Here is a 25,548-nt window from a genome sequence, read left to right on the forward strand (position 1 = left end):
CCGTGCCGCGCCTATGGCGGCACACGTCATCCTGTCATGGTCGTCCCCGTGCGACACATGACCGGCAATTCCGGCAAAATTAAGGGCGATAAAAAAACACCGCTGGCTCTTGTATCCTGTCCCCCGAAACAGCTTATAGGAAAGGGGTCAAAATTCAGATGAACGGACCGCCCGATGCTTCTCGATCACCCTCATGACCCTGTACCGGAGGCCGCTTACGGCCTGTCGGGCCCCGGTCTGGAGCGGGTGCGCGCGGCGCGCGAGACGCTGAAAAGCGTTTTCCATTATGATGATTTTCGTGGTCAGCAGGCGCGGGTGATCGCGGCCATCCTCAATGGCGAGGACGTGCTGGCCATCTTGCCGACCGGGGGTGGCAAGAGTCTATGCTATCAGATCCCCGCCCTGATGCGGCCGGGCTTCGGGCTGGTTATCTCGCCGCTGATTGCGCTGATGGCGGATCAGGTGCAGGCGCTGGTCAAGAAGGGTGTGCGCGCCGAACGGCTCGATTCCAGCCTGTCTATGGAAGCGCGTTACCAGCTATGGGACCGCGCGCAAGACGGCGAAATCGACCTCCTCTACCTCTCCCCCGAAGCCCTGACCCAGGGTTTTGTGCTCGACAAGCTGTCGCGCCTGCCGGTCAATCTGATTGCCATCGACGAAGCGCACTGCGTGTCGCAATGGGGGCACGATTTCCGACCCGAATATCGCGCGCTGGGTAAACTCAAAGCCCTGTTTGGCAAGGTGCCGACACTGGCTTTGACCGCCACGGCGGACCCGCACACCCGCGCTGATATCAAGAAGGCGCTGCATATCGAAAATGCCGCCGAGGTCATCGACAGTTTCGACCGCCCGAACCTCAGTTTGCGCCTGATGCGGCGCACGGGCAGTGCCCAGAAGATGATCCTCGATATGCTGCGGCGGCAAAAGAATGCGTCCGGCATCATCTATGCCGGATCGCGCGATGGGGCCGAAAAGCTGGCGCGGCAATTGTCGGCGGAAGGGTTCAAGGCGGACGCCTATCATGCCGGACTGCCCGCCAAGGTGCGCGACGAGCGGCTGCACGATTTTCTGGCCGACCGCACCAAGATCATGGTGGCAACCATCGCTTTTGGCATGGGCATCAACAAGCCCGATGTGCGCTTTGTCATCCATGCCGATCCGCCCTCCTCACTGGAAGCCTACTGGCAGGAGGTGGGGCGTGCCGGGCGTGATGGTAAACCGGCGTCGGGCGTCTGCCTCTACAGCTCGACCGATCTCGGCTGGTCGCTGCGGCGGCTGTCGATGCGTGAAAACGAGACGGGGACTGACCTGTCTGTTCAAAAGCAGAAGGCATTGGATTTTTTCCGCTTTGTCCATAGCCCGGAGTGCCGCCGCAAAGGTGTGCGTCGGTATTTTGGCGATGTCGCCGGTGACAACTGCGGCACCTGCGACAACTGCCTGTCGCGTGCGCCGGTGGTCGATGCCACGCAAGCCGCCCAGATGCTGATGTCAGCGCTTTATCGCTTCAATAGCCCACGCGGGCGCAAGAAGCTGATTGAGCACGTGCTGGGGCAGAATGCGCAGGACTATGGCTCGCGCCTGTCCACTTTTGGCTGCGCGAAGGGGCTCTATAAGGCCGATTTCCTCACCGATGTGCTCGACCTGTGCGAGGCCGAGGGGCTGATCGTCGAGGAGCTTTACGACGGCAAGATGCCGATTGTGGCGCTGGATCGCGAACGCTTTGCGGGCCTGATCCGCGGGGAAGTGCATCTGACGCTAAAGGTATAAGGGTTACATTTGTTGACCGCCGCTCTGATGACATAACTTGACCCGCTGACGGGGTACGGCCATTACCGCCGCTACTTCCCGTTATGTGTGTGTCATGTCCGCTCCCGAAGCCGCGCCGCCGGCGCTCAAAAATCCGTTTCTGGTGATCTTTACACTGGGCGCGCTTTCGACCATCAGCCCCTTCGCCATCGACATGTATCTGCCCGCCTTTGGTCAGATCGCGGCGGACTTTCACACCAGCAGCGCCGCAGTCGGCCTGTCGCTTTCGACCTATTTCGCCGGTATGGCGCTGGGGCCGCTGATCTATGGGCCTTTGCTGGACCGCTATGGCCGCAAACCGCCGCTCTATGCCGGGCTGGCCCTGTTCGTTCTGACCTCGGTCGGGTGCGTGTTTGCGCCCAATATCGACGTGCTGATCTGGCTGCGGCTATTTCAGGCGCTGGGCGGTTGCGCCGCTTCGGTGGCGGCCATGTCGCTGGTGCGCGACCTGTTTCCGCCCAAGGATACGGCCAAGATCATCTCGCTGATCATCCTGACCATCGGCGTGTCACCACTGCTGGCGCCGACGCTTGGCGGGCTGGTCACCACCTGGCTCGACTGGCATTGGGTGTTCGCGTTTCTGGCGGCGATTGTGGGGTTGATCCTCGTACTGGTGCTGACGGTACTGCCCGATGGCAAGCCCGCTGATCCGACCGTATCGCTTAAACCCCTGCCGATCCTGACCACCTTCCTGGGTCTTTATCGCAACCCCGCCTTTGTCACCTATCTGTTTGCAGGCGGGTTTTCCTTTGGCAGCCTGTTTATCTATGTCTCCGCCTCACCGGTCATTTTCATGGAGATATTCCATATCAAGCCGGAAATTTACGGCCTGATCTTTGCGGGCCTGAGCGTCGGCTTCATTGGCTCCAGCCAGCTCAATGTTTTCGTTAACCGCCGTTACAGTTCAAAACAGATCCTGCGCGTCGCCCTGAGCGTGCAGTGCGTGTTCGTGCTGGCCTTCTTGCTGGCGGCGGCCAACGGCTGGCTGAATGTGTGGGGCACGGTCGCCCTGCTGTTCCTTATTCTGTGCTGTCTCGGCTTTATCGGCCCCAATTCGTCGGCCACAGCCATAGGCAGTCTGACGCGCGACATTGGTTCCGGCTCGGCCCTGATGAGCTTTACTCAGATCGGGCTGGCGACACTGGTATCGGCGGTGGTGTCGGCGCTTCAGGCGCAAACCCTGACGCCGATTGTGCTTGTCATGACGGTGAGTGTGCTGATTGGGCGCGTCGTCCTGTTCGTCGGTGAGCGCCTGGGACGCCCCACACATGACTGAGGGAGCGGCCGGACGTTACACCCTGTGGGCCATTATCGGCGTCATTGGCGGCATGTTGTCGTTTCAGTTCGGCGCCGGCATCGCCAAGTCGTTGTTCAGCAGTGTGGGGCCGTTGGGGGCGACGGCCCTGCGTCAGACATTGGCGGCGATCTTCCTGATGGCGCTGTTTCGCCCGTGGCGGAATTGGCCGCCGCGCTCGGCGTGGAAGTGGCTGATCGTTTTCGGGCTCAATCTTGGGCTGATGAACCTGTGCTTTTACCTGTCGTTTCAGCGCATCCCGCTGGGCATTGCCGTCGCCATCGAATTTATGGGCCCGCTCAGCGTCGCGGTATGGAGTTCACGCCGGGCGCTGGATTTCGTCTGGGTGGCCTGCGCCGCCACGGGCTTATGGTTTTTGTTGCCTCACGCGGGGGGCGGGGCGCTTGATCCTATCGGTGTGGCGCTGGCGGTAGCCGCGGGGGTCGGCTGGGCCAGCTACATCCTTCTGGGGCAAAAGGTCGCCCAGCGCGTGCCTGAAGGACAGGCCGTCAGCTTTGGCGTGGCCTTTTCCTGCCTCGTCACCCTGCCTCTGGCCCTGATTACCATTGGCGCGCCCCTGTTTCAGCCGCAGATATTGCTGACGGGGCTGATGGTGGCGCTGTTGTCGAGCGCGGTGCCCTATACGCTGGAAATGTTTGCGCTGAAACGTATCCCGGCGCACACCTTCAGCATCCTGATGAGTCTGGAACCGGCTCTGGCCGCCCTGTCTGGCCTGATCCTGCTGCACGAGGCCTTAAGTCCGCAGCAATGGCTGGCCATTGCGCTGGTGGTACTGGCGTCCGGAGGTTCGGCCCTGACGGCGCGACGCGCTCAGATGGCCCCTCAGTAGGTATCAGAGATTGTCACCGAGGAAGTCGATGGTGCGCTCCCAAGCCAGATCGGCGGCGTCTTCGTCATAGACTTCCGGGCGGGTCTTGTTGAAGAAGGCGTGATCGGCGTCGTAGCTGTAAAGCTCCGGATGGCGACCGGCGGCGCGCATATCGCTTTCGATCTTGGCCACGACTTCTGGCGTGACCCAATCGTCCTTCTTGCCGAAATGGCCCTGAAACGGGATGGCGATATCGCCGGGCTTGGCAAATTCACGCGGCGGAATGCCGTAGAAACAGACGGCGGCAGAAAACCCGCTCAGGCGCGCGGCTGAGGCAATGGTCAGGGCCCCGCCCATGCAGAAGCCCATCACCGCCACCTTGTCATTGATGTCCTTGAGATAGGCCAGAGCCGCCGCAATATCCTCATGCACCGCGCCGGGGAAGTCGAGGCCGTTCATCATGTGGCTGGCCTCATCGGCGTCCTTGGTTACGCGCCCATGATAGAGGTCAGGTGCCAGGGCGTTGAAGCCTTCGGCGTCAAAGCGATCGACAATCGCCTTGATATGATCATTGAGGCCCCACCATTCCTGCAATACGATGACGCTAGCGCGTGCCGGATCGACTTCCGAACGGTAGGCCGACAGCGTGCCCCCATCGGGGCGGGTGAGTTCAATCATCTGGCCCATGCGGTAATCCTCGGATATATTTTTGCTTTTTGGCGGTGCGGTAGGGCTACCATAAATTCATTCGGCCCACCCTGTAAAGCCATCTGCGCTGCCCTATATCCTCTGGGTGTGGGTTTAATGCTGCATTGCAAACGTTTGGCAGCGCTTTTCGAGATCAGATGTGTGGTGGATTTATGGGAGGCATAAGGCTATGGCAGTCTTGATGGGGTGGCTGCTTGGCCTGTCTCTGGCGGCCCCGACCGGAGCGGAAGAGGCTGAGATCATCGTGCGCGGACGGCTCACGCCGTTTCGCGGGGATGCCGCTTTTTCGACCCTCAGCGTCGGCAAACCGGCCATAGATGCCGCCAGCAGTCTGGATGAGGCCCTGAAGGCAGAAGCGCAGGCCTCCCTGTTCCGTCGGCAATCCAGCCTGAGCGCCAATCCAACCATTCAGGGCCTGTCCTTGCGGGCCATAGCGCCGTCCGGAGCCGGGCGGGCGCTGGTGACGCTGGATGGCGTGCCGCAGAATGATCCGTTCGGCGGCTGGGTCATCTGGGCCAGTTTACCGGCGGACGCTATCGACCGGGCCCGCGTGGTGCGTGGGGCAGGTGGCGGGGCCTATGGAGCCGGAGCGTTGACGGGGGTTGTTGACCTCGACCTCGCGCCGCCGCAGACCAGCGTGTCGGGCGGTCTGGATTGGGGCGACAGCGGAAGCTGGGGCGTGCAACTCAATGGCGGAGTGGGTGGATTGGCCTTGCACTACAGTCGCGCCCGCCGATACGGGGATGCGGCAGCGCGCGGCACTCAGCGCGGGGCGGCGGATGAAGGCGTCTTCGGTGATGATGAGGCCACACTGGTAACGTGGCGCGGTGAGGCGAGGGGACACGATCTGACCCTGATCGCCGGGCGTTACGACAGCCGCCGCGATACCGGCCTGTCGGGGGCCACCGCGCGCGCCAGGGGTCATCAGTACGCCCTCAGTCTGACCCGCCCCACCGCAGAGACAGGCGCCGGCTACCGGCTTCAGCTCTGGTATCGCGACAGCGACCTCTCCAACCGCTCCGTGTCGGTCCTGAGCGGGCGTGCGGGCACAAGTCTGGCCAATGATCAGTTCGCCACGCCGGCCGAAGGCTATGGGTTTAATGCCGCCTGGCGTCGTGAAAGCGATGACGGCGAGTGGGAGGTGGGGGTTGATGCCCGCCGCAGCGAAGGCGAGGCGCGCGAGCGCTTTCGTTATGTCAGCGGTGTGGCCACGCGCTATCGCGAAGCAGGCGGGCGCACCGATCTGAGCGGACTGTATATTCAGGGCACGCGGCGGTTCGGTGCGGTCAGCCTGACCGGAGCGGTGCGCGCCGATAACTGGCGGACGACCCGTGGGTTTCGCCGTGAAAGCGACCTGAGTACGGGGGCATCCGTACTGGATTTACGTCCTTCGGAGGCGGAAACGACGGTGGTATCGGCGCGTCTGGGCCTTACGCGGCAAGTAGGCACTCAGCAGTGGCGCGCGGCGGTCAATAATGGTTTTCGGCCGCCGTCCCTGAATGAACTTTATCGCCCCTTTCGCGTCGGCAATGATGTCACTGAGGCCAATAGCGCGCTGAAACCGGAAACGCTGAGCGGCATAGAGGCGGGCTGGCGCTATGCAGTGAACGGGCTAAGCGTCGATCTGGGTGTGTTCCATAATCGGCTGAGTGATCCGATCAGCAATATCACTGTGGGTTTTGGACCGGGCACCTTCCCGACGGCGGGCTTTATCCCGGCGGGTGGGGTGCTGCGGCAGCGTCAGAATGCCGGTGAGGTGTGGGCCACGGGGCTGGAGCTGTCGGCGCGTTGGCGGGCGGCTGAGCGTCTGACCCTCACCCTGTCCGGTACGGCCACCGATGCTGAGATGGCCGGTGGCAATCCGGTTCTCAAGGGCAAACGCCCGGCGCAGGCTCCGGCCTATCTGCTGTCGGTGGGGGGCGATTATCGGCTGGACCGGACGCGGCTCAGTGCCGACTGGTTGTTTATAGGTGAGTCGTTTGAGGACGACCTCAACCGGCAGCGCCTGTCGCCAGCTTCCCGACTGCGTTTGATGGCTGAGCGTCCCGTAACGGAGGCTCTGAGTTTGCGTCTGAGTGTCGATAACGCTCTGGACGCGGATATACCTATTCAGCGCACCGCCGACGGTGTGCTGAGCTATGATAACCGCCGGGCGGTAATGCTGTCTCTACGCTGGCGTTAGACCAGAAGATCGTGGCTCTCGGATGAGCGTTTCAGCCACGCGGCCGCATAGCCGCAGATCGGATGCACCTTAAGGCCCGTGCCGCGGGCATGGGCGACAATGCCCTTCATCAGGTCGCCGGCCGCACCAGAACCGCGCAGTTCAGGCGGCGCAAACACATAGTCGATGTTCAGCACCTGACCGCTCAGATGATAGTCGGCATAGGCGGTGTTTCCGTCGCGGCTCAGCTCAAAGCGGCTTTGGGCGGTATTGTCGATGATAGGGCTCATGGCGGCCTCCTTCAGTCAGAGATGGGAAGGATCAGGCTTAAGCACCAGAGCGTAAAAAGAAGAGAGGAAATGGTGCAGGTGAAGGGGCGACCTGATGCGCCTTCGTGTGTTCAACGGCCGGATGCGGTCAGCATCTTCGGCCGTTGGTATTACCCTGTCTTTCGACGAAACCATTAAAAAAGGCTCTCCCTACGGAGAGCCTTTTTTAATGGTGGAGCTAAGCGGAGTCGAACCGCTGACCTCTTGAATGCCATTCAAGCGCTCTACCAACTGAGCTATAGCCCCATCTCTTTTCGATGGTCTCGTTGGCGTCGCCGCCGCTGAGGTCGCGACTTCTAGGGCAAGGCATTTTGACATGCAAGCGCTTTTTCGAAGTTTTTTTGATTTTTTCACAGGTCCGTGAAAGGGGACGCCTAAAAGTTTTTCGGGCGCTTGGCTGAACGGTTCCATCCCGGTTGCGAGCCGGGTTCTATGGAATAAATCCCTTTGCTGTTACGCCAGATGTGATTGGTGCCGGGGACCGTGAAATACTCGAAATAAAGCGCATGGCGATGATTTTCCAGCATGTCTGACGTCCAATCGTATAGCCAGTTGTCGCTCTTGTGCGGGCGCTCCATAATCCCGTGGTAGATGGAGGCAATCTCAACGTCCACCCCAAATATGTTGCGCAGCGGGTGGCCGGGTACGAAATCTGCGGCCCGAACATAATGCGTCGCCCTATCGGTCAGTGTCTGTGTCAGCCCGTTTTGCTGCGCATACGTCTCAAAAGCCTTCGCAAACCCTGCGGAGGCCGTGCCAATCGCTTTGATCGTACGGCCGCCAAAGTCGCGTGGGCTGAGTAGGCTGCGTGCGTAAACCGCAAGACCGTCTATCAGTCCGCCTCCTAGCGACGTGCCGGCCAAAAACAACCCATCAGGGGCATGTTTGCTCATCGCGAGAGCCCAGGCGTTTTGCAAAAAGTCGAAAGCATCGGGTATCTGACCGGCATTCGTCCTCAGGGCTTGGCTCACTGACGCGATCCAATCCTTTTGAGACGTGAAACCGTCCGTCCCCCGGCAGACGACGATCACCTGGCGGCTGGACGAATGCCAATAGGCGACGGCATCGAATCCACTGTGCGGCTGGTTGGCGGTCATCAGCATTTCGATGCCTGGAATGGCCTGGGTCCAGTTGTCACGAAAGGCCATGCAGGCGAACGCCGCACCATCCTTGTCTGAAAATTGTGCTTGCAGCGAAAGTGTCGCCAGATGTGCAATAACGGTTTTGTCCATGTTCCCACCCTTTCAGTGTTATTTATACCATTGGTTGTAATTTTGGGAACAAAAAAAGCCGCGAAGCGCAAACTTCGCGGCTTTTCTATCCTGTGACGGACGATCAGATATCGTCTTCGTTGCCTTCGCCGGGCAGACCGTCGATGTCTTCGTCGAAGGTGTCGTCCTCATCGTCTTCGAGGAAGGGCACATCATCGGCATCGTCGTCCGCCAGGTCGGCGTCTTCGATGTCCATATCGACCGGATCGGGCGCGACACGGGCCGGATCGGCGGGATCAAGCTCATCGTCTTCGTCGGCCAGAAGCGTGTCATCAGCAACGACTTCGTCGATTTCCGGCGTGATGATTTCCGGTTCTTCGTCTTCGTCCTCTTCGCCGGGGGTCTTGCCCTTGACCTGATCTTCGGCCTCATCGTCCATTTCATACTCGTCCGGCGCGACCGGACGGACGCGGGTGCGACGGGTACGCAGCGCTTCTTCGGGATCGAACTCGAAAGCGCATTTGGGGCAGTGGGCCGGACGTTTGTTCAGGTCGTAGAACTTGGCCGTGCAATTCGGACAAATCTGTTTGGTGCCAAGGGCGGGATCAGCCACGGAGCGTCCTCATAAAGTGGAAAACTATAAAGCTTTGGCCTCCCTTGCCACCAGATCGCGCGCCTGTCAAAACGGATTTTCGGCATTTTGCCCCTTTTTATGACCTTCCGTATGCCGGTTTATCCTGAGGTTAGGCGAGTGAAGGGGGTTGCGGGCTTTGTCAGGCCTATCTAAAAGCGGCCCTTATGACGCAATCCCTCATCATCGCCTTCGACGGTCCCGCGGCCTCTGGTAAGGGGACCTTGGCCTCGGTCATAGCGCAGGACTATGGCCTGCCGATGCTCGATACGGGCCTGATCTATCGCGCCGTCGGGTTTTTGCGGGCGCAGCAGGGGCTCACGCTCGAAGACGTGCCGCAATTGGTGGCTATCGCGCGGACGCTGGATACCCAAACGCTTGACAATCCTGACCTGCGCGGCCGCGAGGCGGGTGAATGGGCCTCGCAGGTGGCCGCCATTCCCGAAGTGCGTGACGCCCTGAAACGCTTTCAGATCGACTTCGCGCATCAGCCGGGCGGCGCTGTGCTCGATGGTCGTGATATCGGCACGGTGATTGCGCCCGATGCGCCAGTCAAAATCTTCGTCACCGCCCGTGCCGAGGTGCGCGCCCATCGCCGCTGGCTGCAACTGGTGAAGAGTAATCCCGAACTGGCCTATGAGGATGTGCTGGCCGATATCCGGCTGCGCGATGAGCGCGACTCGTCGCGGTCTTCGGCTCCGCTGTCCATGGCTGACGATGCCGTCTTGCTTGATACGACCGATTTAGGTATAGAGGCGGCCATCGAACATGCGCGACGCATCGTGAAGGACCGCCGCGGCTCTTTTTAGAAGGGTCAATCTCACCGGCGCTCTTTTATCAGGCAGGATCACGAACGGCGCTTTGCGGAACCTTTTACGGGGCCTCCGGCATGTGACATTCCCCTTCAAAAAGCCGCTGTCCGTGTGGCCGAAGCCGTGCGCTTCGCCGTTCCTGTCCGACGTCGCCGTCTTCGTCACGGCCATGCCTCAGCGCCAACCCAAACTGAGATTACATGAGCGATTATAATCCGTCGCGTGACGATTTCGCGGCCCTTCTGGACGAATCCCTGCACGGCCGTGACATGCTCGAAGGTCAGGTCGTACACGGTCTGGTCGTCGGCCTGGAAAAGGACTTCGTTATTGTCGACGTCGGTCTGAAGACCGAAGGCCGCGTCTCGCTGAAGGAATTCGGCTCGGACGCCGCCAGCATCAAGACCGGCGACACCGTCGAAGTCTATCTGGAACGCGTCGAAAACGCCATGGGCGAAGCGGTCATCAGCCGTGAGAAGGCCCGTCGCGAAGAAGCCTGGACCCGCCTCGAAGCCATCTTCAACCGTGGCGAGCCGGTCATGGGCACCATCGTCGGCCGCGTCAAGGGCGGCTTCACCGTCGATATGGACGGCGCTTCGGGCTTCCTGCCCGGTTCGCAGGTCGATATCCGTCCGGTGCGCGACATTGCCCCGCTGATGGGCAAGGAACAACCCTTCGCCATCCTCAAGATGGATCGTCCGCGCGGCAATATCGTCGTGTCGCGTCGCGCCATCCTCGAAGAAGCCCGCGCCGAACAGCGCACCGAGCTGGTCGGTCAGTTGGCCGAAGGCGAAATCCGTGACGGCGTCGTCAAGAACATCACCGACTACGGTGCGTTCGTTGACCTCGGCGGCATCGACGGTCTGCTGCACGTTACCGACATGTCGTGGAAGCGCGTGTCGCATCCGTCGCAGGTCCTCAATGTTGGCGACAGCGTCCGCGTCCAGATCATCAAGATCAATCCGGACACGCAGCGTATCTCGCTGGGCATGAAGCAACTGCAATCCGATCCGTGGGACGGTGTCGAAGCCAAGTACCCGGTCGGTGGCAAGTTCACCGGTCGCATCACCAACATCACTGACTACGGCGCGTTCGTCGAGCTGGAGTCGGGCGTTGAAGGTCTGGTGCACGTTTCGGAAATGTCGTGGACCAAGAAGAACGTCCATCCGGGCAAGATCGTTTCGACCTCTCAGGAAGTCGAAGTGGTCGTGCTGGAAGTCGATGCCGGCAAGCGCCGCGTGTCGCTGGGCCTTAAGCAGGCTCAGAACAATCCGTGGGATGACTTCCTGTCCAAGCACCCGATCGGTTCGGTGATCGAAGGCGAAGTGAAGAACGCGACCGAATTCGGTCTGTTCGTCGGCTTCGAAAACGACATCGACGGCATGGTCCACCTCTCCGACCTCGACTGGAACGTCGCGGGCGAAGAAGCCATCGCCAAGTACAAGAAGGGCGACATCGTCAAGACCAAGGTTCTGGACGTTGACGTCGAAAAGGAACGCATCTCGCTGGGTATCAAGCAACTCGGCGGCGATCCGATGTCGGGCGACACCTTCCGCAAGGGCCAGACCGTGACCGTCACCGTCACCGAAGTCACTTCGGGCGGTATCGAAGTCAAGTTCGGCGAAGACGATGCTCCGGTGTCGGCCTTCATCCGCAAGTCGGACCTGTCGCGCGACCGCAACGAGCAGCGCGTTGAGCGCTTCGCCGTGGGTGATCGCGTCGATGCCCAGATCACCAATGTCGATAAGGCCGCCCGCAAGGTGTCCGTCTCGATCAAGGCTCTGGAAATGGCTGACGAAAAGCAGGCCATCGAGCAGTACGGCTCTCAGGACTCCGGCGCTTCGCTGGGCGACATCCTGGGCGCGGCCCTGCGCGGTTCGACCAAAGAGTAAGCCTTTCAGACTTAATTGTCTTTAATGCGGCCCCCGCCTTTCAGCTTCGCAAGAACTGAAAAGCGGGGGCTTTTTTTGTGCGCCGCAGCGCCTCACAGGCGCGGCATCGTGCGGATGAGCGCATATTTCGTATACATTTCGTCGCAACGGCTATTAATTTTTGAAACAACCCCTTGAAGCGGCTTTCGTTTTCGATCATGCTCGCAAGATGATGTGCTGGCGGGTGTCCGGCTGCGTTGCAACGTGGTCATAAGATTCAGACCGTGGATCACCGGACGCCTATATATTTCGAACCTGTGTTCGGGGGATAAGATGTTAAAATCGGAACTGATCGAGCGTTTGGCGTCCGAATATCCGCATATGACGCAGAAAGACGTCGAGCGGATCGTCAACCTGATTCTGGAATCCATGATCGAGACGCTCGAAAAGGGTGGCCGGGTCGAGCTGCGGGGCTTTGGGGCCTTTTCGGTGCGCTCGCGTCCGGCGCGCGTGGGGCGTAACCCGCGCACCGGTGAAGCGGTCTCGGTCCCCGCCAAGCACGTGCCCTTCTTCAAAAGCGGCAAGGAATTGCGCGAGCGCCTGAACCTGTCGGGCGACGACAACGAATAAAATAAACACATAAACAGAGGGGGTGCCCGTGAGCATTGTTTCGGAATTCAAAACCTTCCTGATGCGCGGCAATGTCATCGACCTGGCGGTCGGTGTCGTGATTGGCGGTGCGTTCGGCAAGATCGTGTCCTCGCTTGTGGACAATATCATCATGCCGCCTATCGGTCTGTTGACCGGCGGCGTGGATTTTTCGGACCTCAAGCTGGTCCTGAAAGCCGCCGTGGGTGACACGCCCGAAGTGGCCATCAGCTATGGCATCTTCATCAATACACTGATTCAGTTTGTGATTATCGGCGCGGCCATCTTTATGGTCGTCAAAGCGATCAACCGCCTCTTTCCACCCCCCGCCGCGCCCGCGGCTGATCCGGGGCCCTCGGAAAAGGATCTGCTGGCCGGTATTCTTGAAGAGTTGAAGAAGAAATAATACCAAGGGTCATTGAAATGACTCTTGGTATGCCTTTCGAGACATGTCTCATGTTGCTGACACATATGAGACAGTCTCGTGTCTTCAACGGCCGGATGCGGTCAGCATCTTCGGCCGTTGGTATAAGTAACAAGGCGCGGTGAGTTCCGCGCCTTTTCTTTTACCCAAAAAGGGTGGTCAGACCGATCAGTTCCAGATCACGCGCCCGGATGAGATAGACCGGTATGTCCTGCATATAGCCACGCAGCCGTCCCTTATCAGTGAAGCGCGCCTCAAAGCCCTTCCAGTCGATCAGGTCGCTGATCAGTTCCACATACTCACCGGCGAGATAGATGCCCCCGCGCGCCCCCAGCATCAGAGCCGTGTCGGACGCCATAGCGGCCAGAAAGCCCTGACTGAGGCTCACGGCTTCTAGTGCCCGCGCATCGCCGGTATGGGCGAGGGCGACCACCTCGGAAGCATTGACGCGGCGGTTATCGCCGGCGTCCACCTGTCCTAAAATTTCGTAGATTTCCGCCAGTCCCTGCATGCTGACGACGCGTTCGCGCGACACGTGGCCGTATTTGCGCTCTAAATGTTCAAACACCTGCGCTTCACGCGGCGTCGTCACCGCCAGATCGGCATGACCGCCTTCGCAGGGCAACACCGTCGGATGTCCCAGATCATCCATGATAATGGCCGCCAGCCCAAGGCCGCGTCCGGCCCCGACAAGGGCGCGGACCTGCCCGTCCTCGCCTTCGCCGCCACAGACCTTGAACAGTTCGGAAGTGAAGAGACGATCCACCGCCATCGCCTTGCACACGCAGTCATTGACGACGTGCAGGCGCTGAATGTTCAGAAGCTCGCGCAGGTGCTGCCGGTCGATGCGATAGCCGTGGTTGGGCATGGAAAAGCCGCCATCCACTTCCCAGCCACAGGCCGAAACCGCCGCGGCCATCAGCTCAGGCTGGTTGTTGGCTTCGAGGAAATCGACTATGGAAGCGTTGAATTCTTCGATCGACTTGCATGGATAAAGCGTAGCCTCTGTCGGGCGCGCCCCCGGCGTTACCAGCGCCAGCTTCATGTGGGCACTATTGGAGAGGTCGCTCAAAAGAACGGCGGTCATGTACTATCCCCTGTACGGTACGCCGTTTGTCCGGCGCGTTTTATGTGAGTCGAGAATTAGCGCCCTAATTCTTGATTTTTCTTAAAGCTCAGCGCATCTGGTACGAAAATCAAGGCGTTTCATGACGATTAAGGCGAAAATCTGCGGTATAACGGATGATGATAGCGCTCGCATTGCGATAGATGACAACGCTGGCATGTTGGGCTTCATCTCATTTCCGAAAAGCCCGAGGCATCTTGACTTGGATCGCATGGCGCAGTTGATTGCAAACGCGACTTCCTATACTGCGCACGCGAATAAAAAAACGCAGTGCGTCAGTGTTGTGGTCGATCCGGACGATGCGCTGCTTGAGGCCCTCATGCAAAAGGTTCGGCCCGACCTGATCCAGCTGCATGGCCATGAAAGCCCTGAGCGTGTCCGCCATATCCGCGCGCGCTTTGGTATTCCGCTGATCAAGGCCATCAGCGTCGAAAGCCGCGCCGATGTGCTGGCCGCCGCGCCTTATGAAGACGTGGTTGAGCATTTGCTGTTTGATGCCAAACCGCCGAAGGATGCCACCCTGCCCGGTGGAGTTGGCGCGCGTTTCGACTGGACGCTGATGGAGGGCTACCCGTCGTCACGCCCATGGTTGCTGGCCGGGGGGCTTACCCCCTGGAACGTCGCCGAGGCGGTTTCGCAGTCGAAAGCGAAGATGGTCGATGTTTCTTCTGGTGTTGAGCGGGCACCGGGACTAAAAGACGCAGCACTGATCTCTCAGTTTCTTAAGGCCGTAAAAGAGCTTTAATCCAGAAGGACCTTTCACCGTGGATGACGCCATCCTGACCAATCGCTACAATATGCCGGACGCCAAGGGGCGCTTCGGCGAGTTCGGTGGGCTCTATGTCCCCGAAACCCTCATGCCGCTCGTTCTCGAATTGGGCGAAGCATGGGCGCAGGCGAAACAGGATGAGGCCTTCTGGGCGGAGTACCACCATCTTCTCAAATACTTCGTTGGTCGCCCCAGCCCGCTCTATCTGGCGGAGCGCCTGACCGAGTATTTCGGTGGCGCCAAAATCTATTTCAAGCGCGAAGAACTGAACCACACCGGCGCGCATAAGATCAATAACTGCATCGGTCAGATCCTGCTGGCGCGACGTATGGGCCGCACGCGCATCATCGCCGAAACCGGAGCCGGTCAGCACGGCGTGGCTTCGGCCACGGTGTGCGCCAAGTTCGATCTTCCGTGTACGGTCTATATGGGCGCATTGGACGTTGAGCGTCAAAAGCCCAATGTTTTCCGCATGCAGCTTATGGGCACCAAGGTGCACCCGGTGACCAACGGTAATGGTACCCTGAAGGACGCCATGAACGAGGCGCTGCGTGATTGGGTCACCAATGTCCACGACACCTATTATATGATCGGCACCGCCGCCGGTATGCACCCCTATCCGGAGATGGTGCGCGACTTCCAGACGATAATCGGCAAGGAGACGCGCCAGCAAATTCTTGAGGCCGAAGGCCGTTTGCCGGACGCTGTGATTGCCTGCGTCGGCGGGGGCTCCAACGCCATCGGCATGTTCCACCCCTTCATCGACGATGAGAGCGTGAAGATTGTCGGCGTCGAAGCCGCCGGTCACGGGCTGGATGTCTATAACGGGCACGCCGCCTCGCTGAATGGCGGCCGTCCGGGCGTGCTGCACGGCAACCGCACCTACCTGCTTCAGGACGAGGACGGTCAGATTCTGGAAGGTCACTCGATCTCGGCCGGTCTCGACTATCCGGGCATCGGGCCGGAACACGCCCACCTGTTCGATACGGGCCGCGCGCGTTACGTCTATGCCACCGACGAAGAGGCTCTGGAGGCATTCCAGCTCACCTCGCGCCTCGAAGGCATTATTCCGGCGCTCGAATCCTCGCACGCCATCGCCCGCCTGGGCGATCTGGCCAAGGAGGTCGGTAAGGGCGGCGTCATCGTGCTCAACCTGTCGGGCCGGGGCGATAAGGACATTTTCACCGTCGCCAAGGCGCTCGGTCAGCAAATGGGGAATCTCTAACCGTGTCAGTCGCGCGTATCGACGCCCGCTTCGCCCAACTCAAGGCGGAGAACCGGGCGGCTTTTGTCTCCTACATCATGGCCGGCGATCCGGACCTCGACACCTCTTTCGACCTGCTGAAAGGGCTGGTGGAGGCCGGGGCCGACATTATCGAGCTGGGCTTCCCCTTCTCCGACCCGATGGCCGAAGGCCCGATCATTCAGCTCGCTGCCGAACGTTCGCTGAAGAACGGGACAAAGATGGCCGACGTGTTTGCCCTGGCTTCACGCTTTCGTGAATCGGACGCCGAAACGCCGCTGATTCTGATGGGGTACATGAACCCCGTTGAGAATATGGGCTATCCGGCCTTTGCCGAAGCCTGCGCGAAGGCGGGCGTCGATGGGGTGATCGTCGTCGATTGTCCGCCGGAAGAGGCCGAGCGTCTGATTGACGCGCTGGATGCTGCCGATGTGGCGCTAATCCGCCTGATCACGCCTACCAGCGACGACAACCGCCTGAAAACGCTGGTGAAGCGCACCAAGGGCTTCGTCTATTACGTCTCGGTGGCCGGTGTCACCGGCGTCAAGGAGGTTAATGCCGAAGGTATCCGCGAGGCCGTGGCCCATGTGCGGGAGGTCGCCAACCTGCCCGTTGTGGTGGGCTTCGGCATCAAGACGCCGGAGCGCGCCGCCGAGGTGGCCCGCATCGCCGATGGCAGCGTTGTCGGCTCGGTGCTGGTGGACGCAATAGCGAAATCTTTACTTGAAAATTCCCCATCCAGCACAAAAGTGCTGGAAACCGCGAGCCTTTTGGCTCAGGCTGTCCGTAACGCGAGAAACTAGGCCCTCAAACTGTGGAAGCCGGTGAATGAAAGGGTTCGTTAACCCTTTATTGGCACGGCTCACCTCAGAAAAAACGCATAGATTTTTGAGCGCCCCCGGAGTTAGTGACCTTACATGGCCATTGCCGATAAATTAGCCAAGAGTAGACGCGCCTTGACGAATACCGCCCGACCCACGGACCGCCGCGACAGCGGTGGATGGCTCGCCAAGATTGCCCCCGGCGTCTCCAAATTCGTGTCCAAGCGTGAAACGCCCGAAAACCTGTGGGTCAAGGACCCGGATACGGGCGAGATGATCTACCGCCCCGATCTCGAAGCGTCTCTATGGGTGACGCCGACCGGTCGGCACATGCGCATCAATGCCCAGACGCGCCTGTCCTTCACCTTCGACAACGGCGAATACGAGGCCCTAGATACGCCCGCCGTGCCCGAAGACCCGCTGCATTTTTCCGACGGCAAGCCCTATGCGCAGCGCCTGAAAGCGGCGCGTGAGGCGTCGGGTGCTAAGGACACCATGCAGATCGGCTATGGCAAGGTGTCGGACGTGCCCTGCGTGGTGCTGGTGCAGGATTTCACCTTCATGGGCGGCTCGCTCGGCATGGCGGCCGGTGAAGCCTTTATCGCCGCCTGCCGCTACGCCGTTGAGCGCAAGGTGCCGCTGGTGGCCATCACGGCTTCGGGCGGGGCGCGCATGCAGGAGGGGACCCTGTCCCTGATGCAGCTGGCGCGCACGACGCTGGCCATTCAGGAACTGAAGGCCGCGCAACTGCCCTATATCGTTGTCCTGACCGACCCGACCACGGGGGGCGTGTCGGCCTCCTACGCCATGCTGGGCGACATCCATCTGGCGGAGCCGGGCGCGCTGATCTGCTTTGCCGGGCCGCGCGTGATCGAAACCACCATTCGCGAAAAGCTGCCCGAAGGCTTCCAGCGGGCCGAGTATCTGGTGGATAAGGGCATGGTTGACCGCGTTGTTCCGCGTGCGGAGCTTCCCGAAGTTCTGGGTGCGCTGATGTCCATGCTCATGGATGGCAAACGCCGGCAGGGTCATTGACCCTGCATTCGTAACAGGGCGCAGGTGACGAGGGGGAGCCTGTGATGTTTGACCGTTGGCCGCTGATAAAATCCCTTGGTGCCTGCATCATTGGTGCGGGGACACCGGCATTCATTTTTTTACTGATATTAATTCTTTCCGTGTTCATAGACGGGATAGGCAACCCAGAAAAGTTAAGTAGCATCTTAACGTATTTCTCGTCGTTTTCGGCTTTTTTTGCTTTTACCTACATCTTCGTTTGCACGCTTTTGCCGATGATTTTTATAGGCCTACCCGTCCAAGCGCTTTTGCAGAAGTATCACCAAACGGGTTATTGGGTTCATGCCATTTGCTCGGTTGTGGGCGGAGCGCTAGCGTCTTTGTTTTTGTTTCCCAGTCTGCCCTTAGCGGGCTTTTGTGCGGCCATAGGGTTTACTGCGGGCTCTGTGGCATGGCTCATCCGCCGTCCTGACAGGGATGTGGCGAAAGCCCTCCCTTAAATCAGGTAGAGATGCTAAAGGGGCGGTATGACCGACCGCCTGTTACCCTTTGATGCGCCGCTGGAGCGGCTCAAAGCGCTTCACCCCAAGAAGATCGACCTGACACTGGATCGAATGCTGCGGGTCTGTGAGGCTTTGGACAATCCGCAGGATCGTCTGCCGCCGGTGATCCATGTGGCGGGCACGAATGGCAAGGGTTCGACCCTGGCGCTCCTGCGGGCGATGGCCGAGGCGCAGGGTCTGCGCGTTCATGTCTATACCTCGCCACATCTGGTGCGCTTTGCCGAACGCATCCGTGTGGCCGGTACTCTGATTACGGACGATTATCTGGCGGACGTGCTGGATCGCGTGGAGAAAGCCAATGCCGGCGAGCCCCTGACCTTTTTTGAAGCGACGACAGCGGCGGCCTTTCTGGCCTTTGCTGAGGTCGAGGCCGATGTGCTGCTGCTCGAAACCGGGCTGGGTGGTTTGCTGGACGCCACCAATATAGTCCGTGCACCGAAGATCAGTATCATCACGCCGATCGACTACGATCATCAGGCCTTTCTGGGCAATGACCTGACCACCATCGCCAAGCAGAAGGCCGGGATAATCAAGCCCGGTTGCCCTGTCATCAGCGCGCGTCAGGCGGATGAAGCCGAAGCCGTCATTGAGCGGGCCGCCCTCAAGGCGCGCAGCCCGCTCTATACGGCAGGCCAAGGTTTTGATACGCACGAAGAAAACGGTCGCCTCGTTTTTCAGGACGAAGATGCCTTGTTGGATCTAAGCCTGCCGCGTCTGCCCGGCGCGCATCAGATTGACAATGCGGCTCTGGCCATCAAGGCGGCGCGGTTGATGGGCTGGTCGTCAGAGGCCATGGATCAGGGCTTGCAAGCCGCCGTCTGGCCCGCGCGGATGCAGCGTTTAAAGACTGGCCCTTTGGTGGCGGCGCTTCCCGAAGGCTCGGAACTGTGGCTCGATGGTGGGCATAATCCGCACGCGGCGCGGGCTTTGCGCGCCCATATCGACCGGCTCCAAGTGCGTGACCCCAAGCCGTTGCATTTGATCTGTGGGCTGATTAATACCAAGGACGCGACCGAATTTTTCGCGCATTTCAAAGGGCTTGAAGCCAAAATTACCTGCGTCGGCTTTTCGTCTGATGCCGTCATCACGCCCGCCGAGTTGGCGGCCAAGGCGGCCCAAAGCGGCTTTGCCGCGACCGTCTCGGAGAGCGTAATGGAAGCTATGTCGCGTATCACCGACGGCCCCGCGCGCGTGCTGATCTGTGGCTCTTTATACCTAGCCGGAGATGTGCTGGCCCTGTCGCCGGATACTTGGCCTGTTTAATGGTCTTTCAATTAAAGGGGTGTGGGGTCTGTGACCCCACACCCCGTTAGCTGTCCAAGAACGAGCGCAGTTTGCGCGAGCGACTGGGGTGTTTCAGCTTGCGTAACGCCTTGGCCTCGATCTGGCGGATACGTTCGCGCGTCACCGAGAACTGCTGACCCACCTCTTCAAGCGTGTGGTCGGTGTTCATACCGATGCCGAAGCGCATCCGCAGCACGCGCTCCTCACGCGGCGTCAGAGACGCCAAAACGCGCGTCGTGGTTTCGCGCAGGTTCGACTGGATCGCCGCGTCGATAGGCAGGACGGCGTTCTTGTCTTCGATGAAGTCGCCGAGGTGCGAATCCTCTTCGTCCCCGATGGGGGTTTCGAGAGAGATCGGCTCCTTGGCGATCTTCAGAACCTTGCGCACCTTCTCCAGCGGCATGGCCAGCTTTTCGGCCAGTTCTTCCGGCGTCGGTTCGCGGCCGATTTCATGCAGCATCTGACGCGAGGTGCGGACGATCTTGTTGATCGTTTCGATCATGTGCACCGGGATACGGATGGTGCGCGCCTGATCGGCAATCGAGCGTGTGATGGCCTGACGAATCCACCAGGTGGCGTAGGTCGAGAACTTATAGCCGCGGCGATATTCGAACTTATCGACGGCCTTCATCAGGCCGATATTGCCTTCCTGAATCAGGTCAAGGAATTGCAGGCCACGGTTGGTGTACTTCTTGGCAATCGAGATAACGAGACGCAGATTGGCCTCGACCATTTCGGTCTTGGCCTGACGGGCCTCGCGCTCGCCCTTTTGTACCGTCTGCACGATGCGACGATAATCATCGACGGCCACGCCCATGTCGGTCGCCAGTTGAATGATGTCGGCGCGGATACGGCCAATGGGACCAGCTTCGTTGTCGGCAAACTTCTGCCAGCGCACGCCCAGCGCACGCACTTTGTCCGTCCACTGAGGATCAAGCTCGCGGTGGTAGTAGTTCTGCAAAAACTCTTGTCTGGAAATACCGTAGGAGTCGGCCAGACGCAGCAAGCGGCCTTCCAGCGACATCAGGCGCTTGTTGATCGTATAAAGCTGCTCGACCAGCGCTTCGATGCGCTGATTGTTGAGCTTCAACGTCTTGAGGTGACGGGTAATCGCCGAGGTGACTTCGTCATAGGCCACCTTGTCCGCCGGATCGACGGGCGACCCTTCGAGACGCGCGCCCAGAATGCGCTCCTGAAGGCTGCGATAGGTTTCAAACTCACCGGCAATGGCGTCCAGTGTCGCCATCACGCCTTCGCGCAGTTCCGATTCCATCGCCGACACCGAAGGCCCGGCGCCGTCGTCGAAATCGTCTTCCTCTTCTTCTTCCGGCTGAGGCTTCTTCTCTTCCTCATCCATCGGGACGTAGTCGTCTTCGTCCTCGTCGTCGCCATCCGCCTTCTTCTTTGGCTCCGGCTTTTTGGCCTCAATCTTGGGCTCAGGCTTGGGCTCCGGTTTCGGCTCAGGGGCCTTCACAACCGGCTCAGGCGCGCGCATGGCGATCGGCGCGTCGGCGTCCTCTTCTTCGGCGTCGTCATCCAGCGCTCCCGGAGGCGGGCCTTCCGACGGGCCACCGCCATAGGTGCCTTCGAGGTCGATGATTTCGCGCAGCAGGATGCGGCCCGACTCCAGTTCCTCGCGCCAGATCATGATGGCTTCGAAGGTCAGGGCCGATTCACACAGGCCACGGATCATAGTGTCGCGACCGGCTTCGATGCGCTTGGCGATGGCGATTTCGCCTTCGCGCGACAGAAGCTCGACCGAGCCCATTTCGCGCAAATACATGCGCACAGGGTCATCGGTGCGGTCGTAGGACGAGGTCTTTTCGGCAACGACTACGCCGCCGGTTTCCTCGCGGACCGCGATTTCGCCACCCTCAGTCGCTTCCTCTTCGGAATCGACGACATTCACGCCCATCTCGGTGAGCATGGCCAGGGTGTCTTCGATCTGCTCCGAAGTAAACTCTTCGGACGGCAGCACCTTGTTCAGCTCGTCCATAGTGACGTAGCCGCGGGCCTTCGCATTCTTGATGAATTTCTTGACGCCGGCATCGGTCAGGTCGAGAAGGGGGCCGTCAGAGGGCGTATCGGCTTCGGGTTTGTCCGTCGCTGTGCTCATCTATCTCTCCGCCCATGACGCAGCCGTCATGAGACCTTGGAACCAGATGCGGCATTTTTGCCGCACCAAACCTATATTTACGAAGAAGATCAACGAAGTCTTAACCTAGACGTCGCTTTCCGCTTCAAAAATTTGTCCGCTTTTCAAGGCTTTGCGCAAACTGTCGCGTTCCTGCTTGGTCCGGACGAAAATTTCGGCATCAAATTCTGCCGAAGCGTCGTCACGGGCTGCCTTCAACGCACGATCCAAGGCCGTCAAACGCGCGAACGCATTGAACGCTTTGATCCAGCCGGCCTGCGCATCTGCGAGAGTTGTGTCCTGTGCGAGGATTGGCGAGGCCGATCTGAGGGCCGCCTTTTGTATCTCGCTCAACAATGCGCCGAAACCTTGATTTTGCAGATGGCGGTTCACAGCGCCTGAGTCAAGGGGGCTTGTGGAAAAACTTAAAGCGACCAGAGCGCGAACCAGTCCGTCAAGCGCCGGGTCGCCAAGTCCATAGGATTCCAGCGCTTCCATATGGTCAAACATCCAGTCGGGATGATCGAGCAGACCCTGCGCCAGTGCCGCGGCCATCGGATCGAGCGCTTTCGACAGGGCGCGGGCGGCCTGCTGACCTTCCGGCGTGGCGATGGTCGGTGGCTCGATCAGGCGGCCTTGCGCGTCGCGGCGCGGAAAGCGCCCGCGGGCCTGTGCGCCCTGAAAACCGGCCTGAAACCCCGGCTGAAAGGTTTGTGGCTGACGCTGGAACAGGGCGTCGTAGCGCGCCATCAGATCCTGCCGATAGGAGTCGGCCAGGTCCTTGTCCTCGATCTGCGCCGCTAGTGCCCGCAACCGCTTGCGCAGGCCGGCCTTGCGCTCCGGCGTATCGAGCGGTTCCAGCTCCAGTTCGCGTTTGAACAGCACCTCGACAAAGGGCTGGGTCTCGCTGAGGGATTCGCGCAGCGCCAAAGCGCCCTTTTCGCGCAGGACGTCGTCCGGGTCCTTGCCGCCGGTGATCAGGCAGACCTTGAACGACTTACCCGGCTTGAGTTTCGGCAGGGCGCGGTCCAGCGCCCGGTTGGCGGCGCGCATACCGGCCTTGTCGCCGTCGAAGCACAGGGTGGGCTCCGGGTGGCGACGCCACAAAATGTCGATCTGTTCTTCGGTCAGGGCGGTGCCCAGCGGCGCGACGGCGGCGATCTGCGCCCGCTGACAGGCCAGCACGTCCATATAGCCTTCGACCACGACCAGTTCCGGCCCCGTCTGGCTGGAGCCGAGAATTTTCAGCGCCTTGGGCAGGCCGTACAACAGCGACCCCTTGTGGAACAGCGGAGTTTCCGGCCCGTTGAGATATTTGGCTTTTTCGTCGGGATCGAGCGCCCGCCCGCCGAACGAGACGATCTTTGAGCGCGCGTCCTCGATGGGGAACATCAGGCGGTTGCGAAAACGGTCATAGGGGGCCTTACCCTCAATTTCGATCAGCAGGCCGCATTCGACCAGTTCGGAAACCTTGGCGCCTTTCTGCACCAGCGCATCTTTCAGTGCCGTCTGCTCCTTGGGCGCGTATCCCAGACCGAAATGCGCGACGTCCTGTTCAGACAGGCCGCGCTTTTTCAGATAGTCACGCGCGGCCCTGGCGCCCGGCGTGTTATCGTGCAAACGGGCGGCAAACCAGCGGGCCGCCAGTTCCATCCAGTCGTTCAGCGATTGCCGCTTCTGTTCGGCTTGCGCCGCCTGTGGCGTCTGCACCGGCAGGGCCATGCCCGCTTCGCTGGCCAGCCGTTCGACGGCCTCGACAAAGCTCAGACGCTCCGTCTCCTGAAGGAAGGAGATGATGTCGCCGTGTTTGCCGGAGGAGAAATCATGGAAGAACCCCTTCTCGTCATTGACGTAGAAAGACGGTGTTTTTTCCTTGGAAAACGGCGACAGGCCGACCCATTCGCGGCCATTGCGGCGCAGCTTGACCGCCTTGCCAATGACCTCAGACGGCCGCAAGCGGGATTTCAGTTCTTCCAGAAAACGATCGTCGAAGCGCACGGTTTACATATACGCCTTGCACCCGGAAAGAAAAGAGAAAGCGGCTTTGCTTACGCAGAGAAAAGCGGTTCCACCTTGTCGAAATAACGGTTGGGTTTAACGAGCAGACCATCTTTGGCGAAGATGTGATTGAAGCGGCCGATAGCGCCCATACCGATAATCCCGTCATCCAGACCAAAACCGCTGTTAGCTTGTGGGTCAAGTAGGGTCACGGGGGCCCCCTTTATCGGAAATCCGCCTATGTCCAGCGAGTCCGCGTGCACATAGCGCGATTTGGTGGTGTCGCCATGTATGCCCTTGATCGGTTGCTCCCGAGGATGGGCATAGCGGTCCCACAGTTTGTTCTTTCTAACAAACTGAGGATGCAAAATAAGGGCCGGAGGTGAGCCCGTATCAAGCAGGCAATTGGCCTTAATGCCGTCGATCATGACATCGACATAGATTTTTTCACCCGCACCCTGCTGCTCACGGCGGCTGGGCCACGGATGATAACCCGTCGTGTCAAATCTTTCGCCGCCGGACTGGAAGCGAATACGCGAGGCTTCAAAATCGAGCTGGCTGGGTACACCCGTCAGAAAACCAGCCGCCAGAAGACCCTCGTAATCCCGGCTTTCGAGAATCTCCAGTCCGCCCATGGCCATGGCCTTGACGCGAAAGCTCTCGCCGAAGACCACATCCGTTGCTTCGTATATATGGGTGTAATCGCTACCGCCAAGGCCGGATGTGCGCATACTCTCAACACGGCGCAGGCCCAGCTTACGGGCCAGAGATGGGCGGATACCGCTGATGAAAGCACCGGTATCTACAAAAAAATAGAATGGCCCCTGGTCGTGGATGGTGAGGCTGGTCATTATCCGCCGCGATCGGGCGACCGCGATCGGTACTGAAATCTCGTTTGCGTGCGCGGGTGATGTGGCGAAAGCAAGACCCGACAGTCCTGCCAGACACTGACGTTTGCTAATCATTTTTCCCTCCCCCCGGTGTTTCCCCGGTTGTCTTAACGCATCTCACGTCCTTGGGTGGGTGTCAACCTATACCAACGGCCGAAGATGCTAACCGCATCTGGCTGTTGAAGACACGAGAATTTCTCATATGTATCAGCAACATGAGGTATTCTCGAATGTAATACCAAGAGTCATTTTCAATGACCCTTGGTATTACACGCAAGAAGTACGGGACAGGCACGGCAGGACAACGCACCGCACGACCTTTGCGTACTCGTTGTGGTTCATATTTTCGCATGTTCAGTTTTGTCGGGCCGTTTACGGCAGCGGCGGACAACCGTCATCACGGATCATGCCCGCACACCGCACACCCGTCAGGTCATTGACCCAGCCCGTGGTGCCTTTGGCGCGCTTGATTTTGAGCCACATGACCGGCGCGGGGCGGTTTTGGGGAACCGGGTCCCAGGCGATTTCGGCAAGGCCGGGCTCTATGTCAGACTCAGCCCAGCCCAGGCGCTGCCCGGACCGCCACAGTACCAGCCAGCCCTCACCCGAATAGCCAATGATGTAAACGACATCGCCCTTGGCGAGTTCGTTGGCTTGGCTATTGGGCTCGACCACGACACCCCGCAGGGGAGGGTAATGGAACTCCCGCTCGACGACGTCCGCCCATTCATTGGCGCGCAGCGAGCCAATCTTGCGCGCCTTGGGAGAGGGGCGATCATAAACCGGGACGGGCCGCGTCCACTGCAACTTACCTGACAAACCGCAGGCTTCTCCGGGGCAGGCCCCCTTGTCGACAAAGACGCCATGGGTCAGGGGCGGCGGAATATCGGCGACGGGTTTAGCCGGCGTTGAGGCCAAAAGCAGCGCGGCCAGCACACTAAGTATCATGGCGACGGTCTCCCACCCTTCCGGTTTACCCGGCACC

General features: G+C 59.9%; 23 protein-coding genes and 1 tRNA gene. 14 read left to right on the forward strand and 10 right to left on the reverse strand.

The genetic code is table 11. From position 1 onward, the window contains the following. The first annotated feature begins 174 nt into the window (after nt 1-174). The 3 genes from EM6_RS09590 (at nt 175) to EM6_RS09600 (ending at nt 3,950) form a co-directional block, all read left to right on the forward strand. The gene (locus EM6_RS09590; protein WP_126422280.1) at nt 175-1,767 is read left to right on the forward strand and encodes a RecQ family ATP-dependent DNA helicase; all 1,593 of its coding nucleotides are present in this window, start codon (nt 175-177) and stop codon (nt 1,765-1,767) included. A 94-nt stretch (nt 1,768-1,861) separates the two neighbouring features. Next, nucleotides 1,862-3,082 (forward strand): multidrug effflux MFS transporter, encoded by a 1,221-nt coding sequence (locus EM6_RS09595; protein ID WP_126422282.1) that lies wholly within the window; start codon nt 1,862-1,864, stop codon nt 3,080-3,082. Continuing rightward, on the forward strand, nt 3,075-3,950 hold the full coding sequence (locus EM6_RS09600; protein WP_126422284.1) for an EamA family transporter: 876 nt from the start codon (nt 3,075-3,077) through the stop codon (nt 3,948-3,950). The genes EM6_RS09595 and EM6_RS09600 overlap by 8 nt, the downstream gene beginning before the upstream one ends. 3 nt (nt 3,951-3,953) lie before the next feature. Here EM6_RS09600 and EM6_RS09605 read toward each other — a convergent pair whose 3' ends face one another. Then, nucleotides 3,954-4,616, reverse strand: a complete 663-nt coding sequence (locus tag EM6_RS09605; RefSeq protein WP_126422286.1) for a dienelactone hydrolase family protein — start codon at nt 4,614-4,616, stop codon at nt 3,954-3,956. Between the two features lie 190 nt (nt 4,617-4,806). Here EM6_RS09605 and EM6_RS09610 point away from each other — a divergent pair, with 190 nt between their 5' ends. Then, nucleotides 4,807-6,819 (forward strand): TonB-dependent receptor, encoded by a 2,013-nt coding sequence (locus EM6_RS09610; RefSeq protein WP_232037044.1) that lies wholly within the window; start codon nt 4,807-4,809, stop codon nt 6,817-6,819. Here EM6_RS09610 and EM6_RS09615 read toward each other — a convergent pair. From EM6_RS09615 to EM6_RS09630, 4 genes are all read right to left on the reverse strand, one after another. Continuing rightward, on the reverse strand, nt 6,816-7,088 hold the full coding sequence (locus EM6_RS09615; RefSeq protein WP_126422288.1) for a GNAT family N-acetyltransferase: 273 nt from the start codon (nt 7,086-7,088) through the stop codon (nt 6,816-6,818). The two genes, EM6_RS09610 and EM6_RS09615, sit on opposite strands and share 4 nt — an antisense overlap. 209 nt (nt 7,089-7,297) lie before the next feature. Then, nucleotides 7,298-7,373 (reverse strand) — tRNA-Ala (locus EM6_RS09620). A 128-nt stretch (nt 7,374-7,501) separates the two neighbouring features. Next, nucleotides 7,502-8,359: a hypothetical protein gene (locus EM6_RS09625; RefSeq protein WP_126422290.1), complete on the reverse strand. Its 858-nt coding sequence runs from the start codon at nt 8,357-8,359 to the stop codon at nt 7,502-7,504. 103 nt (nt 8,360-8,462) lie between these two features. After that, a complete protein-coding gene (locus EM6_RS09630; protein ID WP_126422292.1) occupies nt 8,463-8,951 on the reverse strand; it encodes a TIGR02300 family protein in 489 nt (162 codons plus the stop codon). Between the two features lie 185 nt (nt 8,952-9,136). Here EM6_RS09630 and cmk point away from each other — a divergent pair, with 185 nt between their 5' ends. The 4 genes from cmk to mscL all read left to right on the forward strand — a co-directional run bounded on the left by cmk (nt 9,137) and on the right by mscL (nt 12,703). Next, nucleotides 9,137-9,778, forward strand: coding sequence for a (d)CMP kinase (cmk, locus tag EM6_RS09635; protein ID WP_126422294.1), 642 nt, complete (start codon nt 9,137-9,139; stop codon nt 9,776-9,778). A 203-nt stretch (nt 9,779-9,981) separates the two neighbouring features. After that, nucleotides 9,982-11,670, forward strand: a complete 1,689-nt coding sequence (rpsA, locus tag EM6_RS09640; RefSeq protein ID WP_126422296.1) for a 30S ribosomal protein S1 — start codon at nt 9,982-9,984, stop codon at nt 11,668-11,670. 312 nt (nt 11,671-11,982) lie between these two features. Next, nucleotides 11,983-12,279: an integration host factor subunit beta gene (locus EM6_RS09645; RefSeq protein WP_013479844.1), complete on the forward strand. Its 297-nt coding sequence runs from the start codon at nt 11,983-11,985 to the stop codon at nt 12,277-12,279. A gap of 28 nt (nt 12,280-12,307) precedes the next feature. Next, entirely contained in the window at nt 12,308-12,703 is a 396-nt protein-coding gene (mscL, locus tag EM6_RS09650; protein ID WP_126422298.1) for a large-conductance mechanosensitive channel protein MscL, read from the forward strand. A gap of 160 nt (nt 12,704-12,863) precedes the next feature. Here mscL and EM6_RS09655 read toward each other — a convergent pair whose 3' ends face one another. After that, nucleotides 12,864-13,808 (reverse strand): glucokinase, encoded by a 945-nt coding sequence (locus EM6_RS09655; protein ID WP_126422300.1) that lies wholly within the window; start codon nt 13,806-13,808, stop codon nt 12,864-12,866. Nucleotides 13,809-13,929: 121 nt separating this feature from the next. On the opposite strand from EM6_RS09655, the gene EM6_RS09660 reads away from it, so the two are divergent. The 6 genes from EM6_RS09660 (at nt 13,930) to EM6_RS09685 (ending at nt 19,520) form a co-directional block, all read left to right on the forward strand. Next, nucleotides 13,930-14,592, forward strand: a complete 663-nt coding sequence (locus EM6_RS09660) for a phosphoribosylanthranilate isomerase (protein WP_126422302.1) — start codon at nt 13,930-13,932, stop codon at nt 14,590-14,592. A gap of 52 nt (nt 14,593-14,644) precedes the next feature. Next, nucleotides 14,645-15,841 (forward strand): tryptophan synthase subunit beta, encoded by a 1,197-nt coding sequence (trpB, locus tag EM6_RS09665; protein ID WP_126422998.1) that lies wholly within the window; start codon nt 14,645-14,647, stop codon nt 15,839-15,841. 2 nt (nt 15,842-15,843) lie between these two features. After that, complete coding sequence (trpA, locus tag EM6_RS09670) at nt 15,844-16,662, forward strand: tryptophan synthase subunit alpha (RefSeq protein ID WP_126422304.1); 819 nt, start codon at nt 15,844-15,846, stop codon at nt 16,660-16,662. A gap of 114 nt (nt 16,663-16,776) precedes the next feature. Continuing rightward, nucleotides 16,777-17,715 (forward strand): acetyl-CoA carboxylase carboxyltransferase subunit beta, encoded by a 939-nt coding sequence (locus EM6_RS09675; RefSeq protein WP_197723571.1) that lies wholly within the window; start codon nt 16,777-16,779, stop codon nt 17,713-17,715. A 44-nt stretch (nt 17,716-17,759) separates the two neighbouring features. Then, nucleotides 17,760-18,194, forward strand: a complete 435-nt coding sequence (locus tag EM6_RS09680; protein ID WP_126422308.1) for a hypothetical protein — start codon at nt 17,760-17,762, stop codon at nt 18,192-18,194. Nucleotides 18,195-18,221: 27 nt separating this feature from the next. Next, nucleotides 18,222-19,520 (forward strand): bifunctional folylpolyglutamate synthase/dihydrofolate synthase, encoded by a 1,299-nt coding sequence (locus EM6_RS09685; RefSeq protein ID WP_126422309.1) that lies wholly within the window; start codon nt 18,222-18,224, stop codon nt 19,518-19,520. Between the two features lie 46 nt (nt 19,521-19,566). Here EM6_RS09685 and rpoD read toward each other — a convergent pair whose 3' ends face one another. From rpoD to EM6_RS09705, 4 genes are all read right to left on the reverse strand, one after another. Further along, nucleotides 19,567-21,657 carry an RNA polymerase sigma factor RpoD gene (gene rpoD / locus EM6_RS09690; protein ID WP_126422311.1) on the reverse strand — a complete coding sequence of 697 codons (2,091 nt, stop codon included), beginning with the start codon at nt 21,655-21,657 and terminating at the stop codon, nt 19,567-19,569. A 105-nt stretch (nt 21,658-21,762) separates the two neighbouring features. Then, the gene (dnaG, locus tag EM6_RS09695) at nt 21,763-23,673 is read right to left on the reverse strand and encodes a DNA primase (protein ID WP_126422313.1); all 1,911 of its coding nucleotides are present in this window, start codon (nt 23,671-23,673) and stop codon (nt 21,763-21,765) included. 50 nt (nt 23,674-23,723) lie between these two features. Continuing rightward, nucleotides 23,724-24,638: an aspartyl protease family protein gene (locus tag EM6_RS09700; protein ID WP_126422315.1), complete on the reverse strand. Its 915-nt coding sequence runs from the start codon at nt 24,636-24,638 to the stop codon at nt 23,724-23,726. A gap of 297 nt (nt 24,639-24,935) precedes the next feature. Next, a complete protein-coding gene (locus EM6_RS09705) occupies nt 24,936-25,511 on the reverse strand; it encodes a hypothetical protein (RefSeq protein ID WP_126422317.1) in 576 nt (191 codons plus the stop codon). Between the last annotated feature and the right edge of the window lie 37 nt (nt 25,512-25,548).

The sequence above is a fragment of the Asticcacaulis excentricus genome, assembly GCF_003966695.1.
Taxonomy (GTDB): Bacteria; Pseudomonadota; Alphaproteobacteria; order Caulobacterales; family Caulobacteraceae; genus Asticcacaulis; species Asticcacaulis excentricus_A.